Consider the following 23,231-nt stretch of genomic DNA (forward strand, 5'->3'; position numbering starts at 1 on the left):
AGGAGCGAACGGCATGTCTCCGGACGCGGTGATCGTCGGCACCGGCCCCAATGGGCTGGCCGCCGGCGTCACCTTGGCACGCGCAGGGCTCTCCGTCGCACTGTACGAAGCGCGGGACACCATCGGAGGAGGGCTACGCACTGAGGCCCTCTTCGACAGCGACATCGCGCACGACATCTGCGCAGCCTCCACCCGATGGCCCTGGCCTCCCCCTTCTTCCGGGAGTTCGGCCTCACGGAACGGGGGGTGCACATGCTGCATGCCCCGGCCAGCTACGCGCACCCCTTGCCCCACGGAGCCGCAGGCATCGCCTACCGCGACCTCGACGCCACGTGCGCCGGTCTGGGGATCGACGGCCGGCGCTGGCGCAGCCTCATGCAGCCTCTCCTCGACCACTCCGAGGGCATCGTCAGCCTCCTCCTGTCCGGTCACCGCAGTGTCCTCCGTGACCCGATCGCACCGCTGTTGCTGGCCGGGGGTGTCCTCGGCCACGGAACGCGCCTGTCCCCAGCGAGGTTCACGACGGAAGAGGCACGCGCATTGCTGACCGGCGTCGCCGCGCATGCCGTCGGCCGGCTCCCTTCGCTCGCCTCCGCCGCGGTCGCCATGCTGCTGGGCCACTTGGCGCACGGGGGCGGATGGCCAGTTGTCGGCGGCGGCAGCGCTCGTATCGCTGATGCCCTGGCAGCAGAAATCACCGCGTGTGGGGGAACGTTTCACACCGGCCATCTGATTTCGGACCTGGCCGAGCTGCCCCGAGCGACGGCCGTCCTCCTGGACGTCAGCCCAAAAACACTGGCCCGTATCACGGCAGGCCACCTGCCCACCACGTATGAGCGCGCGATCACCCGCTACCAGTACGGTCCCGGCGCGGCCAAGGCGGACTTCCTCGTCACCGAACCCATCCCCTGGACCAACAGCGCCGTCGGCCAGGCCACCACCGTCCATCTCGGCGGCACTCAGGCCCACATGTTCCGCACCGAGACCGCCACGGCGGCCGGCACCCTCGCCAACGAACCGTTCGTCCTCGTCGTCGACCCCGTCGTCGCCGACCCAGGAAGGGCACGCCCGGGCAAACGCCCGATCTGGGCATACGCCCACGTCCCCAACGGCGACACCACCGATCCGGTCGAGCTGATCACCGCACGCATCGAGCAATACGCCCCCGGATTCCGCGACACCGTCATCGCAAGCCGAGGCATCCCAGCCGCCCAGTACGAGACCTACAACCCGAACTACGTGGGCGGAGACATCGGCACCGGCGCCATAACCATTCGCCAATCCCTTCTGCGGCCCGCTCCACGCCTCAACCCCTACCGCGTCCCCATCCCCGGCGTGTACCTGTGCTCCGCCGCAACACCACCAGGACCCGGCGTGCACGGAATGTCCGGCTACTACGCCGCCCGCGCAGCACTACGCCGCGAATTCGGCATCCACGCACCACCTCTTCTCAACCCCGAACCTCACAACCCGTAGCAGGGGCCGCAGCCGACCGCTGCCTCTCCAAGAGTCAGCAGAAACAGTCGATGCAGGTGGGCAGGCCAGTGATCTCAACGGGTACCACGTTGGTGTAGCGCTGCCAGTCGGCCGCCTCTATGACCTCCTCGTGGACATCGTGGGGGTGGCCGTCGACGGCGATGCGATGGACGCCGTTGGGGCGGTAGCCGAACTTGCGGGATACCGCCCGGGAGGCGGCGTTGTCGGCGAAGGCGGTGGAGGTGACGCGAGCCGCACCGAGGCCGTCGAAGGCGAGGGCCAAGGCGGCGGCGCGCATCTGGGTGCCGAAGCCCTGACCCTGAAAGCGGCGGCCGAGCCAGAAGCCGGTACGGGCCTCGCCGGTGGTGGCGAAGTCGCGGGCGGAGAGGTTCTGCTGGCCAATGACCTGGCCGTCGCGGAAGACGGCCAGGAGGAGACGCCAGTTCTCGCTGGTCCAGTCGCCTCGCGCCCACCAGTGGTTCTGCAGGACGCTCCTGGCCCGCTCGGCCGGCGGAGCGGAGGCCCAAGGCTGCGGGAAGTACACGGCGCCGTCGGGGACGACTCCGTCGGCGGCCACCTGGGCGAGGCTGTCGAGCTCCCCGTCCGAGGGGAGGCGCAGGACGAGCTCGGCGGTGGTGAGTTGGAGGGCGGTGAGGGGCCAGTGGCGCATTGGGGCTCCGAGGGGTCAGGGCCCGTCGAGTCCGAAGACGGTGCCGAACGGGTCGATGAGCTGGCAGATGCGCCGGCCGGGCTCCACATCGAGGGGGCCGCGGTGGTGGGTGCATCCCGCTTCCAGGAGCCGCTTGCGATCGGTGTCGAGGTCCTCGACGGACCAGTACGGGACGGTGCTTCGCCCATGGACGTTGGCCTTGGGTGAGGCGGGGTGGAAACCGAACTCGAGTCCGTCGAGGTCGAGCCAGGCGTAGACGGAGGTGCCGTTGACGTCGAGCTTGACCTCGGCTTCGAAGATCTCGCCCCACCAGCGAGCAGCGGCTTCGGGGTCGTCGACGAAGACCATGACGGTGCGGATACCGCGCACTTGGGATTCTCCTTGCGTCGGGAAATGGCACGGTACCGCCGGGGTGGTCACTCGTGGACACCGTGCAGGGAACGGAGGCCGGTGGCAGCGGCGAACGCCACCAGTGCGCGTATGAGGTCGCCGTCGTTCCACTGGGCGCCGAGTTCGCGTACGTGGTGCAGGTAGGCGTGACGTACCCAGCGCGGGGACGGGTGTCCTTGCTGGTGCGCCATGTGGGCAAGGGTGATCAGATCGGGCAGCCCGGTGATGTCCGGGCGGAGAGTTTCTGCGTCGATGAGGGCGAGGCGCCCGTCGGCACGGCGGCGGACGTGTTCCGGCTTAAGGTCGAGGTGTCCGAGCGGTACGTGGCCGGGGCCGTGGGCGTCGGTGACGAGCTGGAGGAGCCGGCGCCAGTCGTCGGGGCGGCAGATCCAGTCCGGAGGTGGCGCATCGAGGGCGGTTCTGGTGTGCCAGCCGGCCATGGTTTCGGCGACCGCGGGGTGCCAGCGGGCGGAGGCGGTGTGGATGAGGGCGACCGTCCGGACCAGCTCGTCCAAGGCGTCGGTGCCCGTGAGCGTGACGGCCTCGTCGAGGTGGTCGACCAGCAGGGTGCGGGAGGTGTCGCAGGCGCGGTGAAGTACCGGCAGGACGTGCTCGTCGGCCAGGAGTTCGTAGGCGAGGACTTCGCCGAGGTAGCCGGCCTCGTCCGCGTGCCGCTTCAGGATCCGGCGGGGAGGCGTACCGAGGGCGAAGACGGCTGTGCGGTGGCGGGCGGTCAGGCAGCGCACCGGTCCCGGCTCGCCCGCGTGGTGGCGGGCGAGGATCACGTACGCCTGACGTTCGGCGGTGGCGGGGTCGGTGGTGAGCGGGTCGGCCAGCCACCCGTCGGGCCGCGTGCGGGCGGCGCCGTCCAGCGGCCCGACGGGGGCGGTGGTCATGCCGGGGTCTCCTGGTGGACGCCGAGCGTGGCCAGGCTGTGGGCGTAGCAGCGTGCGGCGAGGTCGGGCCGCTGGTGCTCGCCGTAGATCGCGAAGAGGGCATAGACAGGGGAGTCGAGGTTCTCGCCGATGTGCCATCCCTGGTACGAGCCGCCGACGACGTCCCAGATCTGGGCGCGGCCGAGGAAGATGGCGGCCAGGTCCTGGAAGTAGATCTCGATGCCGAAGGGGTAGGCGGCCATGGCCTCCTCCCGGCTGGTCGTGGCGGCCTTGTCCCAGGTGGGGCCGGTGATGTTCCAGGCGTAGGAGTCGACGGCTCCGGGCCTGCCGGGCGGGTCGAGGAGGCGGAGGACGGCCCGGTGGGCGCCGAGGGGGCCTGCGAGGTAGTCGTGGATGCTGGTGGCCAGGGCGCCGGTGCGGGTGGCGATCAGCTCGCGGGCGAGCCGGGGCAGCTCGTCCACGAACAAGGCCGCGGCCTGCTCCCACTCCTCCTTCTTCAGGGGCGGTGTGATCGGGCTGGGATCGACCTGCCGTGGGGCGTCGAGGAAGTCGGTCAGCGCGGAAAGCGCGGACTTCTCCGCCACGGGGTCCGGGGTGACCCAGGGGACGCGGGAGGTGGTGACCGGGCCGGCGCCGGCCGGGACGGTCAGGCGGTCGCCGGGGCGGGGTCCGTGGACGCGGAAGATGTGCTGGAGCTCGTTGGCGGTGGCGGCCAGGGCCTTGTGGTCGGCGTAGAGGAAGGGGCCGTGGGGGCTGCGCGGGGCGGTGAAGCCGTTGCCGCACAGGGCAACGTCCCGTACGCCGTCGAGCGGCTTGAGGTAGTCGATGAGCAGGCCGTTGAGGATCTGGATGCCCGTGGTGCGGTTGCGGGGTCCGTCCATGCCGGGCAGCAGGTTGTTGTCCGCGCCGAGGGCGCCGTACGGAACGGTCTGGGCGTTGTTGGAGACCACCGCGAGCCGGGGCGGGGCGAGGACGCCCTGGGCCAGCTGCTCGATGTAGAGGTCGGAGACGTCCGCGTCGACGCCGATGAAGACGTCGTTGCCGGTAGTGCCGGCCAGACGGACCAGGGGCTGGGCGACGCGCTTCTCCCAGAAGAGGGTGCGAGCGCCGGCCGGGTAGAGGGTGATCTCGATGTCGCCGACGTTCAGCGGTTGGGTGTGGTCCGCGCGGTGGACGGTGAACCCCAGCGCCTCGATGGCGTCGGTGACGGCGGCCGGGGTGGCGATGCCGGTGTAGACGGGCACGGTGCGGGCGAGGAGGTCGAGGGACGGGAGATGGAAGTGGTCCAGGTGCTCGTGGCTGAGGATCACGGCGTTCGGAGCGGGCATGCCCTGGGTGTCCACGGTGCGGGGCGGCCAGATCTCGAACTCCAGGCTCCCGGCGCCGAACGCCGGCGCGAGGATCGGGTCGAGGAGTACGGAGGTGAGACCGTCGGTGATGTGCCAGGTCTGGTGGCCCAGGAAGGTCAGTTCCAGGCCGACGGGGGCGGCTGCCATGACGAACTCCTTTGCGGGTGGCGCGGAGGGGGACAGCGGACGTCCCCCTCCACGCCTGTTGCGGACCGGCAGGACCTACCGGTGGTAGGTGGTCGGGGCGTTGTTGGTGGTGCCGGTGGCGGCGAACGCCGTCACGCGCTGCTGGAGCCGGCGGACCGCCTCCGGGGTAACGGCCGCACTCGGCTTCGTCTGGGGCTTCGGTCGGTTCATGACGTGCCTCCATCACTTCGGTTTCTCGGCGGTGCGGATGCAGCCGCCGTTCCCCGCCGCCGCAAGCGGCGGGTGGTCAGTGGTCGGTGGCGAGCAGGAGACTGCCGATGACGGCGCAGCAGAGGATCACGTAGACGATCACGGCGATCCGCTGCCTCACTGTGTTGCCACCACGTTCGTGTCGTGCTGCGCATGACCGGCTTCGCTGGCGCGCTTCCGCCTCACCTGGCGTTCGATCAACAGGACGCGGCAGACACGGGCGAGGGCCCGCATGTGGATCCAGGCCCCGAGCCGCCCCTCGCCGGGCCCGTGCGACAGGAGCAGCTCGGCATCCGTACGGGCTTGGGTGCCATCGCCCGGCTCGCGGAGCAGCAGTCGTACGTGGCCGTAGAGCAGGTTCGTGGTCTCCCGTACCTCGCTGCCGGGTATCCGGTACGTGTCGGGCGTGAGGACTCGGGCGCACAGGGCACGGACGCTGTCTGCGACTTCCGGCGCTTGGGGGGCGGGCGACGTCATGTCGGGTGCCCCGCAGTCGCCTCCCGCATTCCGATCGCCCGGTCCAACTGCGCGTGCAGGACCTCCAGCTGGGCTGGGTCGAGGACGAGGGTCGTGGTCTCGGTGGTGCCGTCAAGGCGGTGCAGCGCGATCGGCAGGGTGGCCTGCTGGTCGTCGTGGTTGTACGTGATGTCGCGCCGGACCGGAGTTGCGTGGGTGATCACGGGGCTCTCCCGGGGCTGTCTGAGCGGGGGCAGGAGTTCAGTCAACTCCGCTGCCAGATCCCCGAACAGGGCATTCCACTAGGCACGTTGTAGGCACGGACAAGGCAGAATCCCGCTAGGCTTCCGGGCGCCCAACTCGACCAGCGGACGGCGGGATGATGGCGAACGAGACCCTGCGCCGGCTCAGGCGCAAGGAACGGTGGACGCAGGCACAGGCGGCGGCGCGGGTCTGCGCCCAGGTCCAGGCAGCCACGGGCCGCGACCCCGAGCTCGATGCGAACTGGATCTCCCGGCTGGAACGCGGAGCGATCACCTGGCCCTCCAGCGACTACCGGGCGGCGCTGTGCGTGGTGTTCCAGGTCGGCAGCGAGGCGGAACTGGGCCTGCACCCGAAGGGTGATCCGGCAGCGGTTCCTCCCACACAGGATGCGTCTTCGGCACCCGCCGATGAGACAACCAGCCTCCACGCCGACACGGAGCTGTCGGCCCGGCTCGCCCGGCTCGCTGCCGCGACCAACGTCAACGGCTTGGTGCTGGAGCAGTTCGACGCCGACGTGGAGCGGCTCGCCAGGGATTTCGTCAGCCGCCCACTGTCCCTGCTGGTCCCGGAGATCCGCACCCTGCGCACGGACGTGTTCCAGTTACTCGAGGGCCGCCAGCACCCCGGTCAGACGCGGCACCTGTACGTGCTCGCGGGATGGCTGTCCGGCCTCGCGGCACACGTGTCTCTCGACCTCGGCCACCAGCCCTCCGCCTCCACCCATGCGCGGACCGTGGTGCAGTGCGCGGAGATCGCGGAGCACCCGAGGCTTCGAGCCTGGGCCCGCTCGTTCCAGTCGCTGTCTGCCTACTGGACGGGCGACTACCGGCGGGCCGCAGACCTGGCGCGGGCCGGATGTGCGGACGGCCGAGGGCCGGGCTCAGGAACGATCACAGCGCGACTGCTGAGTCTGGAGGCGCGGGCCCTCGCAGCCGGCGGGGACGAGCGCAGCGCGTTGCGCTCCCTCGCACTGGCCCATGAGGCCCGCAGCAGCGCGGAACCAGACGAGCTGCCTGGTGTCTTCTCCTTCCCCGAGGCGAAGCAATGGGCCTACACGGGCACCACGCTGCTGGCCGTCGGCGGCGATGAGAAGATCCAGCGGGCGATTGCGGCGTCCAACCGCGCGGTGGAGCTGTACCAGTCCGGGCCGGAAGGCGACCGGTCTTCCGGAGACCTGCACGCCGCGCATCTCGACCTGGCCACCGCATACCTGGCAAGCGGCGAGGTCGAAGGCGCCGGTACGGAACTCGACGCGGTCCTCGGCACGGATCAGTACACCGCGAGCATCACCATCAGGCTTCGCAAACTGGACACGCTCATCGGCACCGGGCCGTACCGTGACTCGCGGCCGGTGGTCGATCTCCGGGAGCACATGCACGAGGTGACCGCCCGGCCCGCTCTCGCCAGCACACCCACGGAGCCGCGATGACCACCCAGCCCACGAACGACCCTTCCGTGACCGACCGGCGCCTGCTCTCCACACAGGCGTACGGCAACGGCCAGCACCTCGCAGCCCGCCAGTCCCTCTACCAGTGGCAGACCCCGCGACACGACCTCCCCGGCATCGTCGTCAACGAGCTGGCCGGCATACGCGGGGCAGTAGCGGACGTGGGTTGCGGAAACGGGAAATTCGTGCAGCGGGTACGCGCCGAACGGCCGGACCTGACCGTGCTCCCCATGGACATCTCCCCCGGCATCCTGGCGGGCATCGCAGGAGCCGTGGCCGCGGACGTCCAGCGGCTCCCGGTCGCGGACGGAGCGCTGGGCGCGGTCCTGGCCATGCACATGCTCTACCACGTTGAGGACCAGGCCCGAGCCGCCCAGGAACTGGGCCGCGTCCTGGCCAGGGGCGGCATCGCCATCGCCTCCACCAACAGCAGGACCGACAAACGTGAACTGGAGGACCTCTGGCGACGAGCCGCCGGCGACGTCCTCGGCATCCCGCAGGGCCCGGCACGAGTACAGCTCTCCGCCCGCTTCACCCTGGAAGACGCCCCCGCCGTCCTCGGCAACATCTTCGCGGATGTGCAGACGATCCCCCTACCGGGAGTGATCGAAGTGACCGACCCCGGACCAGTGGTCGCTCACCTGGCCTCCTACGAGGCGTGGGCCGACCAAATGGGCGTCCCGTTCAAGGAGACGATCGACCGGTCCCGAGAACTGGTGGATGAAACCATCCGAGCGGAGGGCGCGTTCCGGGTCACCTGCCTTGGCGGAATCCTGGTCTGCCAAGCAGCGCACGTTTAGGCCGCGACCTTCTGGAAGTTGCAGTCAAGTCACGAGGACACGCTCAGACCCGCCAGCGCCCAGGACACCCGGACACCGCGGCTGGCTCTCGGGGTTGGAGAGGCATCCTGCCCGCGTTGTCAGTGCCATCCGGCACGATGGACGTGGTACCGATCGAGACCTGTGGGGATGCAATGAGTGGGATGGACCCGCGTTCAGGACTTCCTGTCGAGTTCCTTCGCGCCGTCGTTTCGGAGGCTGGACCCGACTCTCCTCCGGCGCGCGCCGCCCTGGAGCGCGTCCGCACCATGCCCCAGGACGCCGCGCACGATGACCTTGTGTTGGCCCTCTTGCAAGGGGCGCTCCGCGATGCAGCACCCGAGTGGCTGATCCAGACCGCGATCGAGAAAGACCTGGAGCGGAGCGCCAAGCCCTACGGCGGTCCATCCGTGGACCTGGTGTCCGCTGCCCTTTCGCACCCCTCCTGCATGCATGAACGGCGAGTAGAGGCTCTGCGTCGTTGTTCCGTCTCCCAACTTGCAGCGCTGGGCCAAGCCGAATATGGGGAGCCGGTCGCCCACGGTGTGGCTTCCGAGCTGCGGGACAGAGGGGCCCACAGCCGGCCCATGACACCGGAGCAGCTGGCGGAACCAGGTGACGCCCAACTGATCTTGCGGCAATCGGCGCTGCATGACGTGGTCTTCGCGGCAGCCCTCGATCTCCTGCCGACGTTCCCCCGTCCCGCGAAGCGAGGGGATGGAGAAGACTTCGACGCCTGGTACGACGCGCATACAGCCGCCCTGGATGCCTGGCGCGCAATGTGGGAACAGGTGGTCTCCACCCATACCCACCGCCACCGGCAGCTCGTCGAGTGGGCTGCGGAATCCCGCGCCGACGGCACCATTCGTCGGCATCTCCTCAGCACCCTCCCGTGGCAAGTCGAGCCGAGCCTCCTGGAGGAGATCGCCAACGATGACCTCGCACGCTTCGGGGACAGCCTGCTGATCACACGGCTGTGCCGGATGTTCAGGGACGGCGCCTCCGAACAGGAGGTGCGTTCCCACTTCTCTGATGAGATCGAACCTCTGACACCCAAGCGCAGGCGCCATGTCGAGGAGTACCTCTCCGACGTGGTGGGCATCCGAGAGTACGGCGAACACGCTGCCACCTCGTGGATGGAAAGTTCAGCGGAGGACGGCTGGCGGTACATCCTCAACCCCACGGACGCGAAGCATCGGTACGGCGAGCCTCACACCTGGCGCTCTCCGGACGATCTCCTGCGCACCCTGGGCGAGCGATTCGCGAGGGCCGGCGTGGAAGCACTAATGCTGTGGGAACCTCATAAGGACACGGTGTTCCCCAGCCCGCGCGACCTGCGCTGGGTGCACTCCACCCTGGTCCACCTGCCCAGCGTCTCGGGCGATGTGGAGGAGCGGGTGCGCGCGGTACTCAAGGCGTCCCGCCCGGATCCACACGCCCGGCTACGGACACATGACTACGCAGCCCTCGACAACGAGCGAAAGCTGTCCGAGCTCCGGACCGCAATCGAGCGGATCATCGGCGATCCTGCGGCAGCGGCCCGCAAAGCAGCACTTGGTGATCCGAAGAGCGTTACCGTACGGGATCTCGCGGGCGCGTCCGAAGAAGTACTGGAGGACTACCTGGAGCGCCACGCTGGAAACAGCGACCTTGTCGAGAAGGCGCTCCTCGCCTTCGCTTCACGCTCCTACCGGTCAAAGCCCACATTCAGAGAGGTGCTGGCCCGCCACGCCACTCCCCAGAGCGCTCTGCTGGACATCACCACCGACCTCCGCCGCCGTCTCGGCGGCTCGCCCAACTACCGGGAGGCATGGACGCGGGAAGTGCTCGCCTTGCCGGACAGCAGCCCAGAGCTGATCCGGGCGCTTCCGGCATGGACGGCGCTCACCATCGGAGGAGGCTCACGCTACGGGGCCGCGCACAAGGCCGTCACCGCAGTCGTGATGCACTCCCTCGGCGACAGCAACGAGGCCTGGGCCCGATTCGCCTCAAGCCCAGCCTCCTATTCAGGGCCCACGGCCTGGCTCCGGCTCGGGGACATCCTGGACGCCTCCATCAACGGCACCCCATGGCCCACTCCGCCGACCGCCAAGTAGGACCGCATAGTATTCCGGACTCGATCGCCCGGAGACCGTGCGAGTTGGTCGCGGTTCCGGTCGCATTGGCTCCCGTCCGGACGCGCGTTGACGGCGAGGGACGCGCCTGCGGCGAGTTGGGCGTGGAACTCGGCGGGGCAAGTGCTTGGTTGTCCCTGACCAAGAAGCCAGCGATGCGTGAGCGGACGTGATGGCAAGGCTGAGTCCGGGACGGATTGAGCGGTACGCCGAACCGGTCTGACCAGGCGTTTCCGGACATCGCCCGACCGAACGGCACGGCCCGGCATGATCTTGCCGGGACTTTTAGTCCGATGGTTGTCGGTTCGAGTCCGACATGGCCTACTGCTCGCGGGCGAGGGTTGACCCCTCGAATGCGCTGCTCCCAGGCCCGCTGACCTGCGCAACCTCATTACGCCGACCCGGCGCCCCGGTGGCCGAGGCCGGTGTGCTCGGCGGCCGGGATCGTTCCCAGGCGGCCCGCCTGGAAGTCGTCGAACGCCTGCTGGAGTTCGTGCTTGCTATTCATGACGAACGGGCCGTAGTGCGCCATCGGCTCGCGGATGGGCAGGCCGCCGAGCAGGACCACCTCGAAGTTCTCGCTGCGCGAGTCCTGCGACTCGTCGGCACGGATCGTGAGCGAGTCGCCGTCGCCGAAGACGACCGACTGACCCATACGGAACGGGCGGCGCTCGGCGCCGGCCGCGCCACTGCCCGCGAGGCCGTACGCGAGGGCGTTGAAGTCGGGCCGCCAGGGCAGCGTGACCTCGGCGCCCGGGTTCACCGTCGCGTGGATCATCGTGATCGGGGTGTGGGTGGCGCCGGGGCCGTCGTGGCCCGCGACGTCGCCCGCGATCAGGCGGATCAGGGCGCCGCCGTCCTGCGAGGCGAGCAGCTTCACCGTGCCACCACGGATGTCCTGGTACTTCGGCGCGATCATCTTGTCCTTGGCGGGCAGGTTCACCCACAGCTGGAGCCCGTGGAAGAGGCCACCGGACATGACCAGTTCCTCCGGCGGGGTCTCGATGTGCAGGAGGCCGGAGCCCGCCGTCATCCACTGGGTGTCGCCGTTGGTGATGACGCCACCGCCGCCGTGCGAGTCACGGTGGATGAAGGTGCCGTCGATGATGTACGTGACGGTCTCGAAGCCGCGGTGCGGGTGCCACGGGGTCCCCTTCGGTTCCCCGGCTCCATAGTCCACCTCGCCCATCTGGTCCATCATGATGAACGGGTCGAGGTACTGGTAGTCGATCCCGGCGAACGCGCGACGTACCGGGAATCCCTCGCCCTCGAAACCACCCGGGGCGGTCGTGACGGCCAGCACCTTGCGGGCGGTCGTCTCCTGGGCGGGCTCGGCGACGCGGGGGAGCGCCAACGGGTTCTCCACAGTCACTGCAGGCATGGTCGGAACCTCCTTCTGGCGTCGAGTTTAGTTGAAACCCGAACTTTCTGCCACCCGACAGAACAGAGGAGGCCCCGGGGGAATTCCCCGGGGCCGGTGGCTCCGCGCTACGCCTGGGACTCAGCCGCTGCAGGACGGGTTCGCGTAGCGGCACAGGCTGGCCGTAGCGGCCTCGGCCGGGGCCGCGGCGAGGGCGCCCACGCCCACGGCCAGCGCCACCGTGGCCAGCACGGCGGCCGCCTTCGCGCGAAGCTGCGTACGCGTGGTGGAAGTCCTACGAGTACGAGTCATTGCTGTCTCCTCATGTCGACATCGAGATCGAGATCGAGTGCGGTGGGTTGCGGGGGACCCCCCGTCCGGCCCCCGCACCACCGCTGTTCGGGACTCGCGGCCGCCGCCGCGATCCCTTCGGCCAGGCCCGAAAACCCCTACGGCTCGATCGAGACCGAGTTGAACGGGGTCATGTTGAGCACCAGCGCAGGGCCCGGCCAGACCGCGTAGTCACAGTTGGTGCCGTTGGAGTACCGGCACAGCCAGATCTTCCAGCCGTCGGTCTGGTTGTTCTTGACCAGGTGGTTGCCCTCGTAGCCGTAGATCTTGTAGGCGCCCGCGTTCCTCCACATGTCGCGGATCCCGCTGTCCGCGGTGGTGCCCCAGTAGATGCAGGCGTACCCGCTCGGGCAGTAGGTCGCGGCCTCGGCGGGGGTCGCCGCCAGGACCCCCGTACCCAGCGCCATCACCCCCGTGGCCGCCACTGCCGCGAGCTTCGTGCGGAACGACGTACGTGACATCACAGTCCCCCTGTCAGTAGGAGCGGGGTTGCCCCGCAACACCGATCTTCGGGAGTCGCGGCCGCCGCCGCGATGGTTTCGGTGGTGGCCGAAAGGTCAGCCGCCGCTGCGCAGCAGGTCCACGCCCAGGCCGGTGGCCGAGTGCAGGACCGCCCTGCCGTCGCGCTCCGTGGTGATGAGCCCGGCCGCGCGCAGGGTGCGGGTGTGCTCCGAGACCGAGGGGAGGCTGATGTCGAGGTCCCGGGCCAGCTCGGACGTGGTGCGCTGCTGGACCAGGAGCTGGAGCACCGCCGCCCGGGTCCGCCCGAGCAGCGCGTCCAGCGCGCCCTCCGCCCGCTCCGAGGACACCAGCGGCAGCGGGGTCAGCGCCGGGTAGAGGAGTACGTACGTCCCGTCCGGGTGGTCGTCCAGCAGCGGGCGGCCCGTCCAGAACGGCGACGGCATCAGCACCAGCCCGCGCCCGCCGAGCCGGACCTCGTAGTCCGGCTGCCGGTCAACCTCGAAGACGAGGCCCGACCAGTCGGCCGCCTGGTGGGTGCTCGCCAGGCAGGCCTTGATCCCGTGGGCGGCCAGCAGCCGGGTCCGCCAGGCAACGTCCGCCTGGAAGGACTGCCGGATCCGCGGCCACTGCGGGGCGATGAGCACCTCGTACGCCGACCGGATCGCGGAGTCCAGCTGGTCCCAGGCCTCGCGGTCGCTGCCCCACAGCGCGCGCAGCCAGGACGCGGAGCCGGGCGCACGGGCGGCGGCGCGCAGCAGGCCCTCGGGGGTGAGCAGCGGCGCGCGGTCCCGTATGACGACGAGCCCCTCCTCGAGGCTGCGCGCGTACGGTTCGACGAAGTGCGGGTTGTCGCCGTCCGGACGCAGCAGGTCGAACAGGGGCCGCACCCGGTCCGGCAGCTCACGGGCGGCCGTGTTGCGCCAGCGGCCGAAAACCGCCTGCTCGTCCGTGCGCTGCGCGGCGACGAGCGCCAGGGCCAGCTCCACCAGCGGCAGCGGCTCGCTCGCGAAGGTGACGTTGAAGAGGTCCTCGGCCTCGAAGTGCACTCTGAGCATGGTCCGCCCCCCGGCAGAGTCCCCCGTGCCGGCCCGCCCGGCCCGGCCCGCGACGGCCGTGGGTCAGCCGCCCGCGCAGCGCTGTCGTTCAGCCGTACATGCGGCGCATCGCGAAATCGACCATCTGCTCGACGGCCTTCGCGTCGAAGACCATCCGGTGGTCGCCCTCCATGTCGAGGACGAAGCCGTAGCCGGTGGGCAGCAGGTCGATCACCTCGGCACCGGTGATCACGAAGTACTTGGACTCCTTGCCGGCGTACCGGCGGAGCTCCTTGAGCGTGGTGAACATGGGGATGACCGGCTGCTGCGTGTTGTGCAGCGCCAGGAAACCCGGGGTCTCACCGCGCGGGCAGTACACCTTCGAGCCGGCGAAGATCTGCTGGAAGTCCTCGGCGGACAGCGACCCGGTCGTGAAGGCGCGCACCGCGTCCGCGAGGGACGGCGGCGAGGGCTCGGGGTACAGCGGCTGCTGCGGCTGCGCATAGCCCTGCTGGGGCTGCCCGTACTGCTGCTGCCCCGCGCTCACGTTCTGGTCATAGCCGTACATGAGGCGAAGCCTACCGAGACGGCTGGCCGCCGGGACGACGAGTTCCGGTCAGTGGGACTTCAGCCCGGCGACGAAGGGGGCCCAGGCCGCAGCCGAGACCACGAGAACGGGCCCGGAGCGCCGCTTGGAGTCCCGAACCGGCACCAGCCCGATCACGCCGTCCGCGACCTCGACGCAGTCGCCCCCCTCGCCGTTGGTATAGGTGCTCGTCCTCCAGACGGCGTTGCTCAAGTCAGTCCCGCTGTATGCCATTTCGGAGTTCCTCGGCTGTCGATTCGATCAGGTCGAGGGACGCCTCGGACGGCAGTGCGGCGGCCCTGAGCCGATCGTATGCCTTGCGATATCGCTTCACGATTGCCGGATCATCAATGACTTGCCCGAAGTACGGGCCTTCGGTGTACATGATCGGCGGCTCGTCGTCGAACTCCATGAGCTTGATCGAATGCGCCATGAACGGGCTCACTGGTGCGTTCCACGGGAGGATCTGTGGAACGACCCGGCGACGCCGGGCCAGCGCCGCCACGTGGTCCAGCTGTTCCGCCATCTCCCGAGGCGGAAGCAACGGACTACGCAGCAACGGCTCATGCAGGATCACCCAGTACTCCGGTCGTTGGGGATCCTCAAAGAGCCGACCCCGAAGCAGCCGATCCCGGACCCTCGCGTCCACCACCTCCGGCAGATCCAGCGGGTGCGTGGTGTTCGCGATCGCGCGGGTGTAAGGCCCCGTGTGCAGCAGTCCGGGGATGAGCGCGTTGGCCCAGTCCTCGATGGACCGCGCCCGCTTCTCGGCTTCGGCGACCGGCGCGAAGTACTCGGCATGCCCACCCAGGCGGGCCCTGCGGACGTCCTCGCAACTCCGTGAGAAGTAGCCATCCGTCTTCAGGAGCTGGTCGACATGACGCGCCAGGTCCTCCGGCATGCGCCGCTGGCCCCGCTCGATCTCGCTCAGGTAGCTGATCCCGTAGAAACTGCCCTCGACGGCTTGCTCGAGCGTGAGCCCCGCCGCCTCCCGCTTCCAGCGCAACTCTTTGCCGTAAAAGGCTGGCACGCTCGCCGAACCGTCGATGTCCTTACGTGCGGCCACAGCTGCCCCGCCTTCCACACTTCGCACTGTGGACTGAAAACCCTTCCCACGCTACGCCGCCCCGCGTCAGCCTGTGAGCAGTTCGTCACAGTCCGCATCCGCAGGAGCGGAAGGCACCCCCCATGAGCGACCACCCCCACGACCGCGAGGCCACCGAGGCCCTGGACAACCTCCGCGCCGCACTCCTGGCGCACGGGATCACGCTGCCCTCCCTCGACCTCCACCTCCTCTCCTACTCGGGCCGGTACACGACCCCGCCCCTGATCGCCCTCGGCAACTGCAACCCCGCCACCGCGCAGCGACTGGCCGCCGCCCTGGCCGGGGACCGGTGAACGCCCTCACCATCCGGCTGCTCGCCGCCCCCGGGGCCGTGCCCCTGCTCCGGCACGCCGTGCGCGAGCACCTCGGGGGCGACAGCAGCTCCCCCGACGCGGAGCTGTGCGTAAGCGAGCTGCTGACCAACGTGGTCGCCCACCTGGGGGAAGGCACCCCCGTCACGCTGCGGATCACCGGAAGGGCAGCCCGTACGCGGGTCGAGCTCACCGACCCCGACCCGCGCGCATGGCCCGTACTCCGGCAGGCGACGGACGCCGAGGAGTCGGGGCGGGGCCTGGCCCTGCTGGCCGCCGTCGCGCTGCGCTGGGGCGTGTACCAAGAAGGGGCCGGAAAGACCGTCTGGTGCGAGCTTCCGAGAGAGTCGTCACACTCCCGGCGCTAGGGGTTGCGCCTTATTACCGACGGGTAGCATCATTACGTTACCGATTGGTATGCACGTCGAACCACTCTCACCGAGCCTTAACGGAGCCGTCGCCATGGGGCACTACAAGTCGAATCTCCGCGACATCGAGTTCAACCTCTTCGAGGTGCTCGGCCGCGACAAGCTGTACGGCACCGGCCCGTTCGGTGAGATGGACACCGAGACCGCCAAGACCATCCTCAGCGAGATCGCCAAGCTCTCCGAGAACGAGCTGGCCGAATCCTTCGAGGACGCCGACCGCAACCCGCCGGTCTTCGACCCGGCCACCAACACCGCGCCCGTCCCGGCGTCCTTCAAGAAGAGCTACAAGGCCTTCATGGACTCCGAGTACTGGCGGCTCGGCCTGCCCGAGGAGATCGGCGGCACCACCTCGCCCCGCTCCCTCATCTGGGCGTTCGCCGAGACGATCCTCGGCGCGAACCCGGCCGTGTGGATGTACTCCTCCGGCCCGGCGTTCGCCGGCGTCCTCTTCGAAGAGGGCAACGAGGCGCAGAAGAAGATCGCCGAGATCGCCGTCGAGAAGCGCTGGGGCTCGACCATGGTCCTCACCGAGCCGGACGCCGGCTCGGACGTGGGCGCCGGCCGCACCAAGGCGGTCCAGCAGGCCGACGGCTCCTGGCACATCGAGGGCGTGAAGCGCTTCATCACGTCCGGTGAGCACGACATGGAGGAGAACATCCTCCACTACGTTCTCGCGCGCCCCGAGGGCCACGGCCCGGGCACCAAGGGCCTGTCCCTCTTCCTCGTGCCGAAGTTCCACTTCGACTGGGAGACCGGCGAGCTGGGCGAGCGCAACGGCGTCTACGCGACGAACGTCGAGCACAAGATGGGCCTCAAGGCCTCCAACACGTGCGAGATGACCTTCGGCGACCAGCACCCCGCCAAGGGCTGGCTGATCGGCGACAAGCACGACGGCATCCGCCAGATGTTCATGATCATCGAGTTCGCCCGCATGATGGTCGGCACGAAGGCGATCGCGACGCTCTCCACCGGCTACCTCAACGCGCTGGAGTACGCCAAGGAGCGCGTGCAGGGCCCGGACCTCGCGAACTTCATGGACAAGACGGCCCCCAAGGTCACCATCACGCACCACCCCGACGTGCGCCGCTCGCTCATGACGCAGAAGGCGTACGCCGAGGGCATGCGCGCCCTGGTCCTGTACACCGCCTCCGTCCAGGACGAGATCCAGGTCAAGCAGGCCTCGGGCGAGGACGCCTCCTCCCTCGTCGGCCTCAACGACCTGCTCCTGCCGATCGTGAAGGGCTACGGCTCGGAGAAGTCCTACGAGCAGCTCGCCCAGTCCCTGCAGACCTTCGGCGGCTCCGGCTACCTGCAGGAGTACCCGATCGAGCAGTACATCCGCGACGCCAAGATCGACACCCTCTACGAGGGCACCACGGCCATCCAGGGCCAGGACTTCTTCTTCCGGAAGATCGTCCGCGACCAGGGCGCCTCGCTGAACGTCCTCTCCGAGACGATCAAGAAGTTCCTGGCCGAGGCCGTCGGCGGCGAGGACCTCGCCCCGGCCCGCGACGCGCTCGCCAAGGCCGCCGTCGACCTGGAGGCCATCGTCGGCCAGATGATCGTCGACCTCACCGCCACCGGCGAGGACGTCAAGAACATCTACAAGGTCGGCCAGAACACCACCCGCCTGCTGATGGCCTCCGGTGACGTGGTCGTCGGCTACCTGCTCCTCAAGGGCGCGGCCGTGGCCGCCGAGAAGCTGCCGGCCGCCTCCGCCAAGGACGCGCCGTTCTACACCGGCAAGATCGCGGCGGCGAAGTTCTTCGCCTCCCAGGTCCTCCCGGGCGTCTCGGTCGCCCGCGCGCTCGCCGAGAGCGTCGACAACACCCTGATGGAGCTCGACGAGGCCGCCTTCTAGGTCCTCTCCATCCCACAGCTGTACGCGGTGTACGTACGCGCAGACGGCCGGGTCCTCCCGCACGGGGGCCCGGCCGTCGGCGTGCGCGCTGCCGGGCCGGCCGTGCCCCCGGACCGGCTGTGGTCTGCGGGGTTCCCGGGTTGTCGGTGCTTCGTGGGACGCTCGTGGGTATGAGTCCACAGGAGCAGCAGCGCGGCAGCAGGGGGTACTCCGTCCCGACCGGGCGGCCGTACGCCCTCAAGGAGCTGCAGTCCGCCGTGGGCAGCCTCGGCGACCACCTCAAGGAGCTCTACGACGGAGCCCACCCCACCGAGTACGAGTCCGTCGCCGACGCCCTGTACACCGCCTTCCAGACCGCCTCGGGGCTCGCGCCCGCCAAGAGCTACACCGGCTGTCCGGAGCACCCCAACGGCGCCCTCGACCCCGAAGCACCCGAGGGCTGGGGCCGCTGCCTGATCTGCAACGACCGGCGGCGCCTGGGCCTGCGCGCCCAGGGCGCCCGGGCGGCCGCCGCCGCCCCGCCCGCCGCCGGGGAGCAGCGCCGGCTGGGATACCCCGTGCCCGACCCCCCGTACACCCTCCAGGCGCTGCGCGAGCGGCTGCGCACGGTCGAGGACCGGCGCTTCCACCTGAGCCTGTCCTCGCCCCCCGAGGAGTTCGTGCGGATGGCCGACGACCTGCACCGCGCGTTCATCGTGGCCCGCGAGCTGTCGCGGCCGCGCAACGCCTCCGGCTGCTCCGAGCACCCCGGAGCCCCCATCGATCCCGACGCGCCACCGGGTGAGGCCTGTATCTTCTGCGCCGGACGCAAAAGACGCGCACAGCGCTCCGCGCAGACCCCGGAGATGCTCCCGCGCATCCGCCGGGGCGAGCGCAGACAGCTGCAGCGACGCTTCGAGCGCCCGCCGGGCTGAGGAGCTCGGGGACCGGGCCACAGCCCTCGCGGTCCCTTCCTCTGGCTATCCGCCGCAGTCCGGCCATGACGAACACGACCGTCGTTAAGGTGAACCACATGAGCTCTCCCGCCGCCCGCTTCGACCGCGGCCACACCGACGACCTGATGACCTTCCTGACGGCCAGTCCGTCGCAGTACCACGCCGTGGCCAACGCGGCCGAGCGGCTGGAGAAGGCCGGATTCAGGCAGTTGGCCGAAACGGACGCCTGGGACGCGAGCACGGGGGGCAAGTTCGTACTCCGGGGCGGCGCGATCATCGCCTGGTACGTGCCCGAAGGCGCCGCCGCGCACACCCCGTTCCGGATCGTCGGCGCGCACACCGACTCCCCCAACCTCCGGGTCAAGCCGCTGCCCGACACCGGCTCGCAGGGCTGGCGGCAGATCGCCGTGGAGATCTACGGCGGCACCCTGCTCAACACCTGGCTCGACCGCGACCTCGGCCTGGCCGGGCGGTTGACCCTGCACGACGGCACCGAGCGGCTCGTCAACATCGACCGCGCGCTGATGCGCGTACCCCAACTCGCCGTCCACCTGGACCGGTCGGTGAACACCGACGGGCTCAAGCTCGACAAGCAGCGCCACATGCAGCCGATCTGGGGTCTGGGCGAGGTCCACGAGGGCGACCTGATCGCCTTCCTGGAGGACGAGGAGGGGCTCGAGCGCGGCTCCGTCGCCGGCTGGGACCTGATGGTCCACTCGATCGAGCCGCCGGCCTACCTGGGCCGCGACCGCGAGCTGCTGGCCGGCCCGCGCATGGACAACCTGCTGTCCGTGCACGCGGGCGTCGTCGCGCTGGCGGCGGCCTCGGCCGCCGACAAGCTCGACCACATCCCCGTACTGGCCGCCTTCGACCACGAGGAGAACGGCTCGCAGTCGGACACCGGCGCGGACGGGCCGCTGCTGGGCAACGTGCTGGAACGTTCAGTCTTCTCGCGCGGCGGCACCTACGAGGACCGCGCCCGGGCCTTCGCCGGCGCCATCTGCCTCTCCTCGGACACCGGCCACGCCGTGCACCCCAACTACGCGGAGCGGCACGACCCCTCGCACCACCCGCGCGCCAACGGCGGCCCGATCCTCAAGGTCAACGTCAACCAGCGGTACGCGACCGACGGCAGCGGACGCGCGGTGTTCGTGAACGCCTGCGAGCGGGCCGGCGTGCCGTGGCAGACCTTCGTCTCCAACAACTCCATGCCGTGCGGCACGACGATCGGCCCGATCACCGCCGCCCGCCACGGAATCCAGACCGTCGACATCGGCGTGGCCATCCTGTCGATGCACAGCGCCCGCGAACTGTGCGGCGCGGACGACCCGTACCTCCTGGCCAACACGATGGTCGCGTTCCTGGAGAGCTGACGCTCTTCCGACCCGTCGGTACCGGCGCCCGCCGGGGGACGTCCCCCGGCGGGCGGGTGACGCACGACCCCGCTACCGCATGGCGCACCCATCGTGACGGCGCGTCATGTTCTTCTGCCTTCTCGTCACGCCGGGTATTCCCCGCCCGGCCGAGAAGGAGAGCCCCGTGATCCGCACGCTCCGCACACTCCGTCTGCCGCGCATCGCCGGCAGCGGTGCCGTCGCCGTCACCCTCGCCCTGCTCACGTCCGCCGCCGCCACCACGGCCACCGCCACGGCCGCGGCCGAACCGCCCCCGCCGTCGCGGTCCTCGTTCTCGCTCACGGATCCGCGCGTCGTCGCCCACTTCGACTTCGCCGCCGGGCAGACACCCGAGGCCATCGCCCTGGAACCCGACGGCTCCGCCGACCTGACCTTCGCCCTCGCCCGCCAGGTCGCCCGGGTCACCAAGCACGGCGACACCCGGATCCTCGCGACCCTGCCCGCCGTCGAGAACCCGGCCACACCCGTCGTCGGCGTCGCGGTCGTCACCGGGATCGTGCGCACCCACGACGGGACGATCTACGTCCCCTACCTCACCGGCACGACCGAGACCGGCATCTACCGGATCGACCCGGACGGCGAGGTCTCCAAGTTCGCCGACCTGCCCGCGGGCAGCTTCGCCAACGGCCTCGCGCTCGACGAGCACCACGGCGTGCTCTACGCCGCCGACTCGGTCCTCGCCACGGTGTGGCGCGTCTCCCTCGACGACGGCGAGGTGACGCGGTGGGCCACCGGCGCCGCGCTCGAACCGACCTCGTTCATCGGCGCCAACGGCATCAAGGTGCACCACCACGCGGTGTGGGTGTCCAACTTCGACCGGGGCACGCTCCTGCGCATCCCGATCGGGGCGGACGGGTCGGCGGGGGCGATCGCGGTCCGGGCAACCGGGCTGGCGGGGATCGACGATTTCGCCTTCCCCGGACCCGGCGACACGGCCCTCGCCGCCCTGAACGCCACCAGCGAGCTCGCCCAGGTGCGGCCCGACGGCACCCACACCGTCCTGCTGACCGCGCAGGACGGGCTGTCCAACCCCACGTCGGTGGCGATCCGCCACCACAAGGTCTACGTACCCAGCGCCGCCTTCGTCACGATGCGCGACCCGAACCTCCTCCTCGCCCGCATCGGGAAGGACGAGGAGAAGGACGGGGAGAAGGACGGACACGGGGACCACGGGGACCACGGGGACCACGGGGACCACGAGGGGCAGGAGGACCACGAGGGGCAGGAGGGGCAGGAGGGTTAGGCCCGCGCTCCGGCCGTCTACGCGTCGAGGCCCGCGAGGACGAGGGGGAGCCGGGCGACACCCTGCGGGGTGACCCGTACCGGCACCCCCCAGTCCTGCTGGTGGACGTGGCAGGCGGGGTACTCGTTCTCCGGGTCGTCGTCGCAGGAGGCGGCCATCGCGGAGACGTGCAGGACGCCCTCGGCGACCTCCGGGTTCAGCGCGAGCTCCCGGATCAGGTCGGTCCCGGCCCCGTCCCCGCCCGCCAGCAGCTCGGGCGGGGTCGAGGAGACCAGCAGGCGCGTCGAAGGCCCGTACCGGGTGTCCAGCTTCTGGCCGCTCGGAGCCTGGAAGACGATGTCCAGCCGGAGCGTGCCGGGGGCCACCTCGGTCGCGGCCCGCCGCGTACGGTGGGCGACCGCGTCCACGCGTACGGCCTCCTCGGGGAGCCGCAGCCGGGTCAGCCGGTGTCGGGCGGACTCGACGACCACGATGTCCTCCCCGGCCAGCACGGCGGCACTGGGCTCGCGCAGGTCGGTGGCGAGCGTGGTGACCTGCCCGGTCGCCGGGTCGTACCGCCTCAGGGCGTGGTTGTAGGTGTCGCACACCGCGACCGAGCCGTCGGGCAGGGCGGTGACTCCGAGCGGGTGCTGGAGCAGCGCCTGGGCGGCGTCGCCGTCGCGGTGCCCGAAGTCGAACAACCCCGTCCCGACGGCGGTGGTGATGACGTATCCGGCATCGGTGCGGTGGACGTACCGCAGGGCGCTGGTCTCGGAGTCGGCGATCCACAGCCGGTCCCCGGCGGCCGCGAGCCCGGACGGCTGCGCGAACCAGGCCTCGGCGGCCGGCCCGTCGTGCAGCCCCTCGTTGGTCGTGCCGGCGGCGACCTCCACGGTCCCCGCCTCCGGATCCCAGGTCCACAGCTGGTGGACGCCCGCCATCGCGATCCACACCCGGCCCTGCCACCAGGCCACGTCCCACGGCGAGGACAGGTCCACCTCCAGGGCCGGCCCGGAGGTGGGCGAGCCCTGCCACCACTGGCGCCCGGTCCCGGCGACGGTTTCGACAGTGCCCGTGGCGGGGTCGAAGCGGCGCAGCGCGTGATTGACGGTGTCGGCGACGATCACGGACCCGTCGGGCAGCAGCGCCAGCCCCTGCGGCTCGCTGAAGCTCCCGGCGGTGAAGCCGCGCTCCCCGCTGCCGACGCGTCGTACGACGCTCTCCCCGTCGGCGGCCAGCTCCACCAGCTGGTGGCGCGTCGAGTCGGAGACGAGGAAGTTCCCGGACGGCAGCGGGAGCGCCTTCCCGGGGAACCGCAGCACACCCGCCACCGGCTCGGGAGCCACGTACGGCCCGTCCCCGCGCCGCAGCGTCCCCTTGGCCTCGTGCTCGGCCTCCAGCTCCTCGACGAGTCGCGCGATGGCGTGCGCGTGCCCCTCGCCGGCGTGCTGCGCGACGATGTACCCCTCGGGGTCGATCACCACGAGCGTGGGCCACGCGCGGACGGCGTACTGCTTCCAGGTCGCGAGCTCGGGGTCGTCGAGCACGGGGTGGTGCACCCCGTACCGCTCGACGGCGTCGACCACGGCGGCGTGCTCGGCCTCGTGCACGAACTTCGGCGAGTGCACCCCGATGATCACGACGGTGTCGCGGTGCTTCTCCTCCAGCTCGCGCAACTCGTCGAGGACGTGCAGGCAGTTAATGCAGCAAAAGGTCCAAAAATCCAAGATCACAACACGTCCCCGCAGGTCGGCGAGGGTGTACGGCTTACCGCCGGTGTTGAGCCAGCCGCCCTTGCCGATCAGCTCGGGGGCACGGACTCGGGCGCGACGGGGTGCGGACGCGGCAGAATTCATGCCCCAAGGGTGCCACCCCGTCCTATGTG

At 70.2% G+C, this 23,231-nt stretch carries 25 protein-coding genes and 1 pseudogene; 11 read left to right on the plus strand and 15 right to left on the minus strand.

Annotated features, from left to right (window positions below; all coding sequences use genetic code 11):
• Positions 1–13: 13 nt before the first annotated feature.
• Positions 14–124 (plus strand): annotated as a pseudogene (locus tag J7F03_RS42260) (NAD(P)-binding protein); the annotation flags it as partial.
• Between the two features lie 71 nt (positions 125–195).
• Entirely contained in the window at positions 196–1,476 is a 1,281-nt protein-coding gene (locus J7F03_RS04005) for an NAD(P)/FAD-dependent oxidoreductase (protein ID WP_308379100.1), read from the plus strand.
• 34 nt (positions 1,477–1,510) lie between these two features.
• Here J7F03_RS04005 and J7F03_RS04010 read toward each other — a convergent pair whose 3' ends face one another.
• From J7F03_RS04010 to J7F03_RS04035, 7 genes are all read right to left on the minus strand, one after another.
• The gene (locus J7F03_RS04010) at positions 1,511–2,146 is read right to left on the minus strand and encodes a GNAT family N-acetyltransferase (protein WP_214947232.1); all 636 of its coding nucleotides are present in this window, start codon (positions 2,144–2,146) and stop codon (positions 1,511–1,513) included.
• 15 nt (positions 2,147–2,161) lie between these two features.
• Positions 2,162–2,515 carry a VOC family protein gene (locus tag J7F03_RS04015; protein ID WP_308379041.1) on the minus strand — a complete coding sequence of 118 codons (354 nt, stop codon included), beginning with the start codon at positions 2,513–2,515 and terminating at the stop codon, positions 2,162–2,164.
• A gap of 47 nt (positions 2,516–2,562) precedes the next feature.
• Positions 2,563–3,432, minus strand: a complete 870-nt coding sequence (locus J7F03_RS04020) for a hypothetical protein (protein WP_214947233.1) — start codon at positions 3,430–3,432, stop codon at positions 2,563–2,565.
• Entirely contained in the window at positions 3,429–4,928 is a 1,500-nt protein-coding gene (locus J7F03_RS04025) for an MBL fold metallo-hydrolase (RefSeq protein WP_214947234.1), read from the minus strand. Before J7F03_RS04025 ends, J7F03_RS04020 begins: the two co-directional genes overlap by 4 nt.
• 75 nt (positions 4,929–5,003) lie before the next feature.
• Positions 5,004–5,138, minus strand: coding sequence for a hypothetical protein (locus J7F03_RS41895; RefSeq protein WP_285440388.1), 135 nt, complete (start codon positions 5,136–5,138; stop codon positions 5,004–5,006).
• Positions 5,139–5,294: 156 nt separating this feature from the next.
• A complete protein-coding gene (locus J7F03_RS04030; protein WP_214947235.1) occupies positions 5,295–5,654 on the minus strand; it encodes a DUF6415 family natural product biosynthesis protein in 360 nt (119 codons plus the stop codon).
• The gene (locus J7F03_RS04035; protein WP_214947236.1) at positions 5,651–5,857 is read right to left on the minus strand and encodes a hypothetical protein; all 207 of its coding nucleotides are present in this window, start codon (positions 5,855–5,857) and stop codon (positions 5,651–5,653) included. The genes J7F03_RS04030 and J7F03_RS04035 overlap by 4 nt, the downstream gene beginning before the upstream one ends.
• Positions 5,858–6,015: 158 nt before the next feature.
• Between J7F03_RS04035 and J7F03_RS04040 the strand changes: the two genes are divergently transcribed.
• The 3 genes from J7F03_RS04040 to J7F03_RS04050 all read left to right on the plus strand — a co-directional run bounded on the left by J7F03_RS04040 (position 6,016) and on the right by J7F03_RS04050 (position 10,258).
• Positions 6,016–7,326 (plus strand): helix-turn-helix transcriptional regulator, encoded by a 1,311-nt coding sequence (locus J7F03_RS04040; RefSeq protein ID WP_251071400.1) that lies wholly within the window; start codon positions 6,016–6,018, stop codon positions 7,324–7,326.
• A complete protein-coding gene (locus J7F03_RS04045; protein ID WP_214947238.1) occupies positions 7,323–8,144 on the plus strand; it encodes a class I SAM-dependent methyltransferase in 822 nt (273 codons plus the stop codon). The genes J7F03_RS04040 and J7F03_RS04045 overlap by 4 nt, the downstream gene beginning before the upstream one ends.
• Before the next feature lie 287 nt (positions 8,145–8,431).
• Positions 8,432–10,258: a hypothetical protein gene (locus J7F03_RS04050; RefSeq protein WP_214947239.1), complete on the plus strand. Its 1,827-nt coding sequence runs from the start codon at positions 8,432–8,434 to the stop codon at positions 10,256–10,258.
• A 409-nt stretch (positions 10,259–10,667) separates the two neighbouring features.
• Here J7F03_RS04050 and J7F03_RS04055 read toward each other — a convergent pair whose 3' ends face one another.
• From J7F03_RS04055 to J7F03_RS04085, 7 genes are all read right to left on the minus strand, one after another.
• On the minus strand, positions 10,668–11,657 hold the full coding sequence (locus J7F03_RS04055; protein WP_214947240.1) for a pirin family protein: 990 nt from the start codon (positions 11,655–11,657) through the stop codon (positions 10,668–10,670).
• A 120-nt stretch (positions 11,658–11,777) separates the two neighbouring features.
• On the minus strand, positions 11,778–11,948 hold the full coding sequence (locus J7F03_RS04060) for a hypothetical protein (RefSeq protein WP_214947241.1): 171 nt from the start codon (positions 11,946–11,948) through the stop codon (positions 11,778–11,780).
• A gap of 137 nt (positions 11,949–12,085) precedes the next feature.
• The gene (locus tag J7F03_RS04065) at positions 12,086–12,448 is read right to left on the minus strand and encodes a hypothetical protein (RefSeq protein WP_214947242.1); all 363 of its coding nucleotides are present in this window, start codon (positions 12,446–12,448) and stop codon (positions 12,086–12,088) included.
• Positions 12,449–12,544: 96 nt separating this feature from the next.
• Complete coding sequence (locus tag J7F03_RS04070; RefSeq protein ID WP_214947243.1) at positions 12,545–13,504, minus strand: helix-turn-helix domain-containing protein; 960 nt, start codon at positions 13,502–13,504, stop codon at positions 12,545–12,547.
• A gap of 88 nt (positions 13,505–13,592) precedes the next feature.
• On the minus strand, positions 13,593–14,051 hold the full coding sequence (locus J7F03_RS04075) for an SseB family protein (RefSeq protein WP_214947244.1): 459 nt from the start codon (positions 14,049–14,051) through the stop codon (positions 13,593–13,595).
• 48 nt (positions 14,052–14,099) lie between these two features.
• The gene (locus J7F03_RS04080; protein ID WP_214947245.1) at positions 14,100–14,303 is read right to left on the minus strand and encodes a DUF397 domain-containing protein; all 204 of its coding nucleotides are present in this window, start codon (positions 14,301–14,303) and stop codon (positions 14,100–14,102) included.
• Complete coding sequence (locus J7F03_RS04085; RefSeq protein WP_214947246.1) at positions 14,284–15,135, minus strand: helix-turn-helix transcriptional regulator; 852 nt, start codon at positions 15,133–15,135, stop codon at positions 14,284–14,286. Before J7F03_RS04085 ends, J7F03_RS04080 begins: the two co-directional genes overlap by 20 nt.
• A gap of 122 nt (positions 15,136–15,257) precedes the next feature.
• Here J7F03_RS04085 and J7F03_RS04090 point away from each other — a divergent pair, with 122 nt between their 5' ends.
• The 6 genes from J7F03_RS04090 to J7F03_RS04115 all read left to right on the plus strand — a co-directional run bounded on the left by J7F03_RS04090 (position 15,258) and on the right by J7F03_RS04115 (position 21,367).
• Positions 15,258–15,467, plus strand: a complete 210-nt coding sequence (locus J7F03_RS04090) for a hypothetical protein (RefSeq protein ID WP_214947247.1) — start codon at positions 15,258–15,260, stop codon at positions 15,465–15,467.
• Positions 15,464–15,853: an ATP-binding protein gene (locus J7F03_RS04095; protein ID WP_214947248.1), complete on the plus strand. Its 390-nt coding sequence runs from the start codon at positions 15,464–15,466 to the stop codon at positions 15,851–15,853. The genes J7F03_RS04090 and J7F03_RS04095 overlap by 4 nt, the downstream gene beginning before the upstream one ends.
• A gap of 94 nt (positions 15,854–15,947) precedes the next feature.
• Entirely contained in the window at positions 15,948–17,774 is a 1,827-nt protein-coding gene (locus tag J7F03_RS04100; protein WP_214947444.1) for an acyl-CoA dehydrogenase, read from the plus strand.
• Positions 17,775–17,944: 170 nt separating this feature from the next.
• Positions 17,945–18,688, plus strand: a complete 744-nt coding sequence (locus J7F03_RS04105; protein ID WP_214947249.1) for a hypothetical protein — start codon at positions 17,945–17,947, stop codon at positions 18,686–18,688.
• Between the two features lie 98 nt (positions 18,689–18,786).
• Positions 18,787–20,082 carry a M18 family aminopeptidase gene (locus J7F03_RS04110; RefSeq protein WP_214947250.1) on the plus strand — a complete coding sequence of 432 codons (1,296 nt, stop codon included), beginning with the start codon at positions 18,787–18,789 and terminating at the stop codon, positions 20,080–20,082.
• A 166-nt stretch (positions 20,083–20,248) separates the two neighbouring features.
• A complete protein-coding gene (locus J7F03_RS04115) occupies positions 20,249–21,367 on the plus strand; it encodes an SMP-30/gluconolactonase/LRE family protein (RefSeq protein ID WP_308379046.1) in 1,119 nt (372 codons plus the stop codon).
• Positions 21,368–21,384: 17 nt separating this feature from the next.
• On the opposite strand, the gene J7F03_RS04120 is transcribed toward J7F03_RS04115, so the two are convergent.
• Positions 21,385–23,202, minus strand: a complete 1,818-nt coding sequence (locus tag J7F03_RS04120) for a thioredoxin-like domain-containing protein (protein WP_214947251.1) — start codon at positions 23,200–23,202, stop codon at positions 21,385–21,387.
• Positions 23,203–23,231: the final 29 nt, after the last annotated feature.

It is taken from the genome of Streptomyces sp. ISL-43 (genome assembly GCF_018614195.1).
Lineage (GTDB): Bacteria > Actinomycetota > Actinomycetes > Streptomycetales > Streptomycetaceae > Streptomyces.

Excerpts from the sequence above, each read along its gene's own strand:
- J7F03_RS04005 (WP_308379100.1), top strand. The coding sequence starts at position 196 with ATGGCCCTGGCCTCCCCCTTCTTCCGGGAGTTCGGCCTCACGGAACGG.
- J7F03_RS04010 (WP_214947232.1), bottom strand. The coding sequence starts at position 2,146 with ATGCGCCACTGGCCCCTCACCGCCCTCCAACTCACCACCGCCGAGCTC.
- J7F03_RS04020 (WP_214947233.1), bottom strand. The coding sequence starts at position 3,432 with ATGACCACCGCCCCCGTCGGGCCGCTGGACGGCGCCGCCCGCACGCGG.
- J7F03_RS04025 (WP_214947234.1), bottom strand. The coding sequence starts at position 4,928 with ATGGCAGCCGCCCCCGTCGGCCTGGAACTGACCTTCCTGGGCCACCAG.
- J7F03_RS41895 (WP_285440388.1), bottom strand. The coding sequence starts at position 5,138 with ATGAACCGACCGAAGCCCCAGACGAAGCCGAGTGCGGCCGTTACCCCG.
- J7F03_RS04030 (WP_214947235.1), bottom strand. The coding sequence starts at position 5,654 with ATGACGTCGCCCGCCCCCCAAGCGCCGGAAGTCGCAGACAGCGTCCGT.
- J7F03_RS04040 (WP_251071400.1), top strand. The coding sequence starts at position 6,016 with ATGGCGAACGAGACCCTGCGCCGGCTCAGGCGCAAGGAACGGTGGACG.
- J7F03_RS04045 (WP_214947238.1), top strand. The coding sequence starts at position 7,323 with ATGACCACCCAGCCCACGAACGACCCTTCCGTGACCGACCGGCGCCTG.
- J7F03_RS04050 (WP_214947239.1), top strand. The coding sequence starts at position 8,432 with ATGCCCCAGGACGCCGCGCACGATGACCTTGTGTTGGCCCTCTTGCAA.
- J7F03_RS04055 (WP_214947240.1), bottom strand. The coding sequence starts at position 11,657 with ATGCCTGCAGTGACTGTGGAGAACCCGTTGGCGCTCCCCCGCGTCGCC.
- J7F03_RS04060 (WP_214947241.1), bottom strand. The coding sequence starts at position 11,948 with ATGACTCGTACTCGTAGGACTTCCACCACGCGTACGCAGCTTCGCGCG.
- J7F03_RS04065 (WP_214947242.1), bottom strand. The coding sequence starts at position 12,448 with ATGTCACGTACGTCGTTCCGCACGAAGCTCGCGGCAGTGGCGGCCACG.
- J7F03_RS04070 (WP_214947243.1), bottom strand. The coding sequence starts at position 13,504 with ATGCTCAGAGTGCACTTCGAGGCCGAGGACCTCTTCAACGTCACCTTC.
- J7F03_RS04075 (WP_214947244.1), bottom strand. The coding sequence starts at position 14,051 with ATGTACGGCTATGACCAGAACGTGAGCGCGGGGCAGCAGCAGTACGGG.
- J7F03_RS04080 (WP_214947245.1), bottom strand. The coding sequence starts at position 14,303 with ATGGCATACAGCGGGACTGACTTGAGCAACGCCGTCTGGAGGACGAGC.
- J7F03_RS04090 (WP_214947247.1), top strand. The coding sequence starts at position 15,258 with ATGAGCGACCACCCCCACGACCGCGAGGCCACCGAGGCCCTGGACAAC.
- J7F03_RS04100 (WP_214947444.1), top strand. The coding sequence starts at position 15,948 with ATGGGGCACTACAAGTCGAATCTCCGCGACATCGAGTTCAACCTCTTC.
- J7F03_RS04105 (WP_214947249.1), top strand. The coding sequence starts at position 17,945 with ATGAGTCCACAGGAGCAGCAGCGCGGCAGCAGGGGGTACTCCGTCCCG.
- J7F03_RS04110 (WP_214947250.1), top strand. The coding sequence starts at position 18,787 with ATGAGCTCTCCCGCCGCCCGCTTCGACCGCGGCCACACCGACGACCTG.
- J7F03_RS04120 (WP_214947251.1), bottom strand. The coding sequence starts at position 23,202 with ATGAATTCTGCCGCGTCCGCACCCCGTCGCGCCCGAGTCCGTGCCCCC.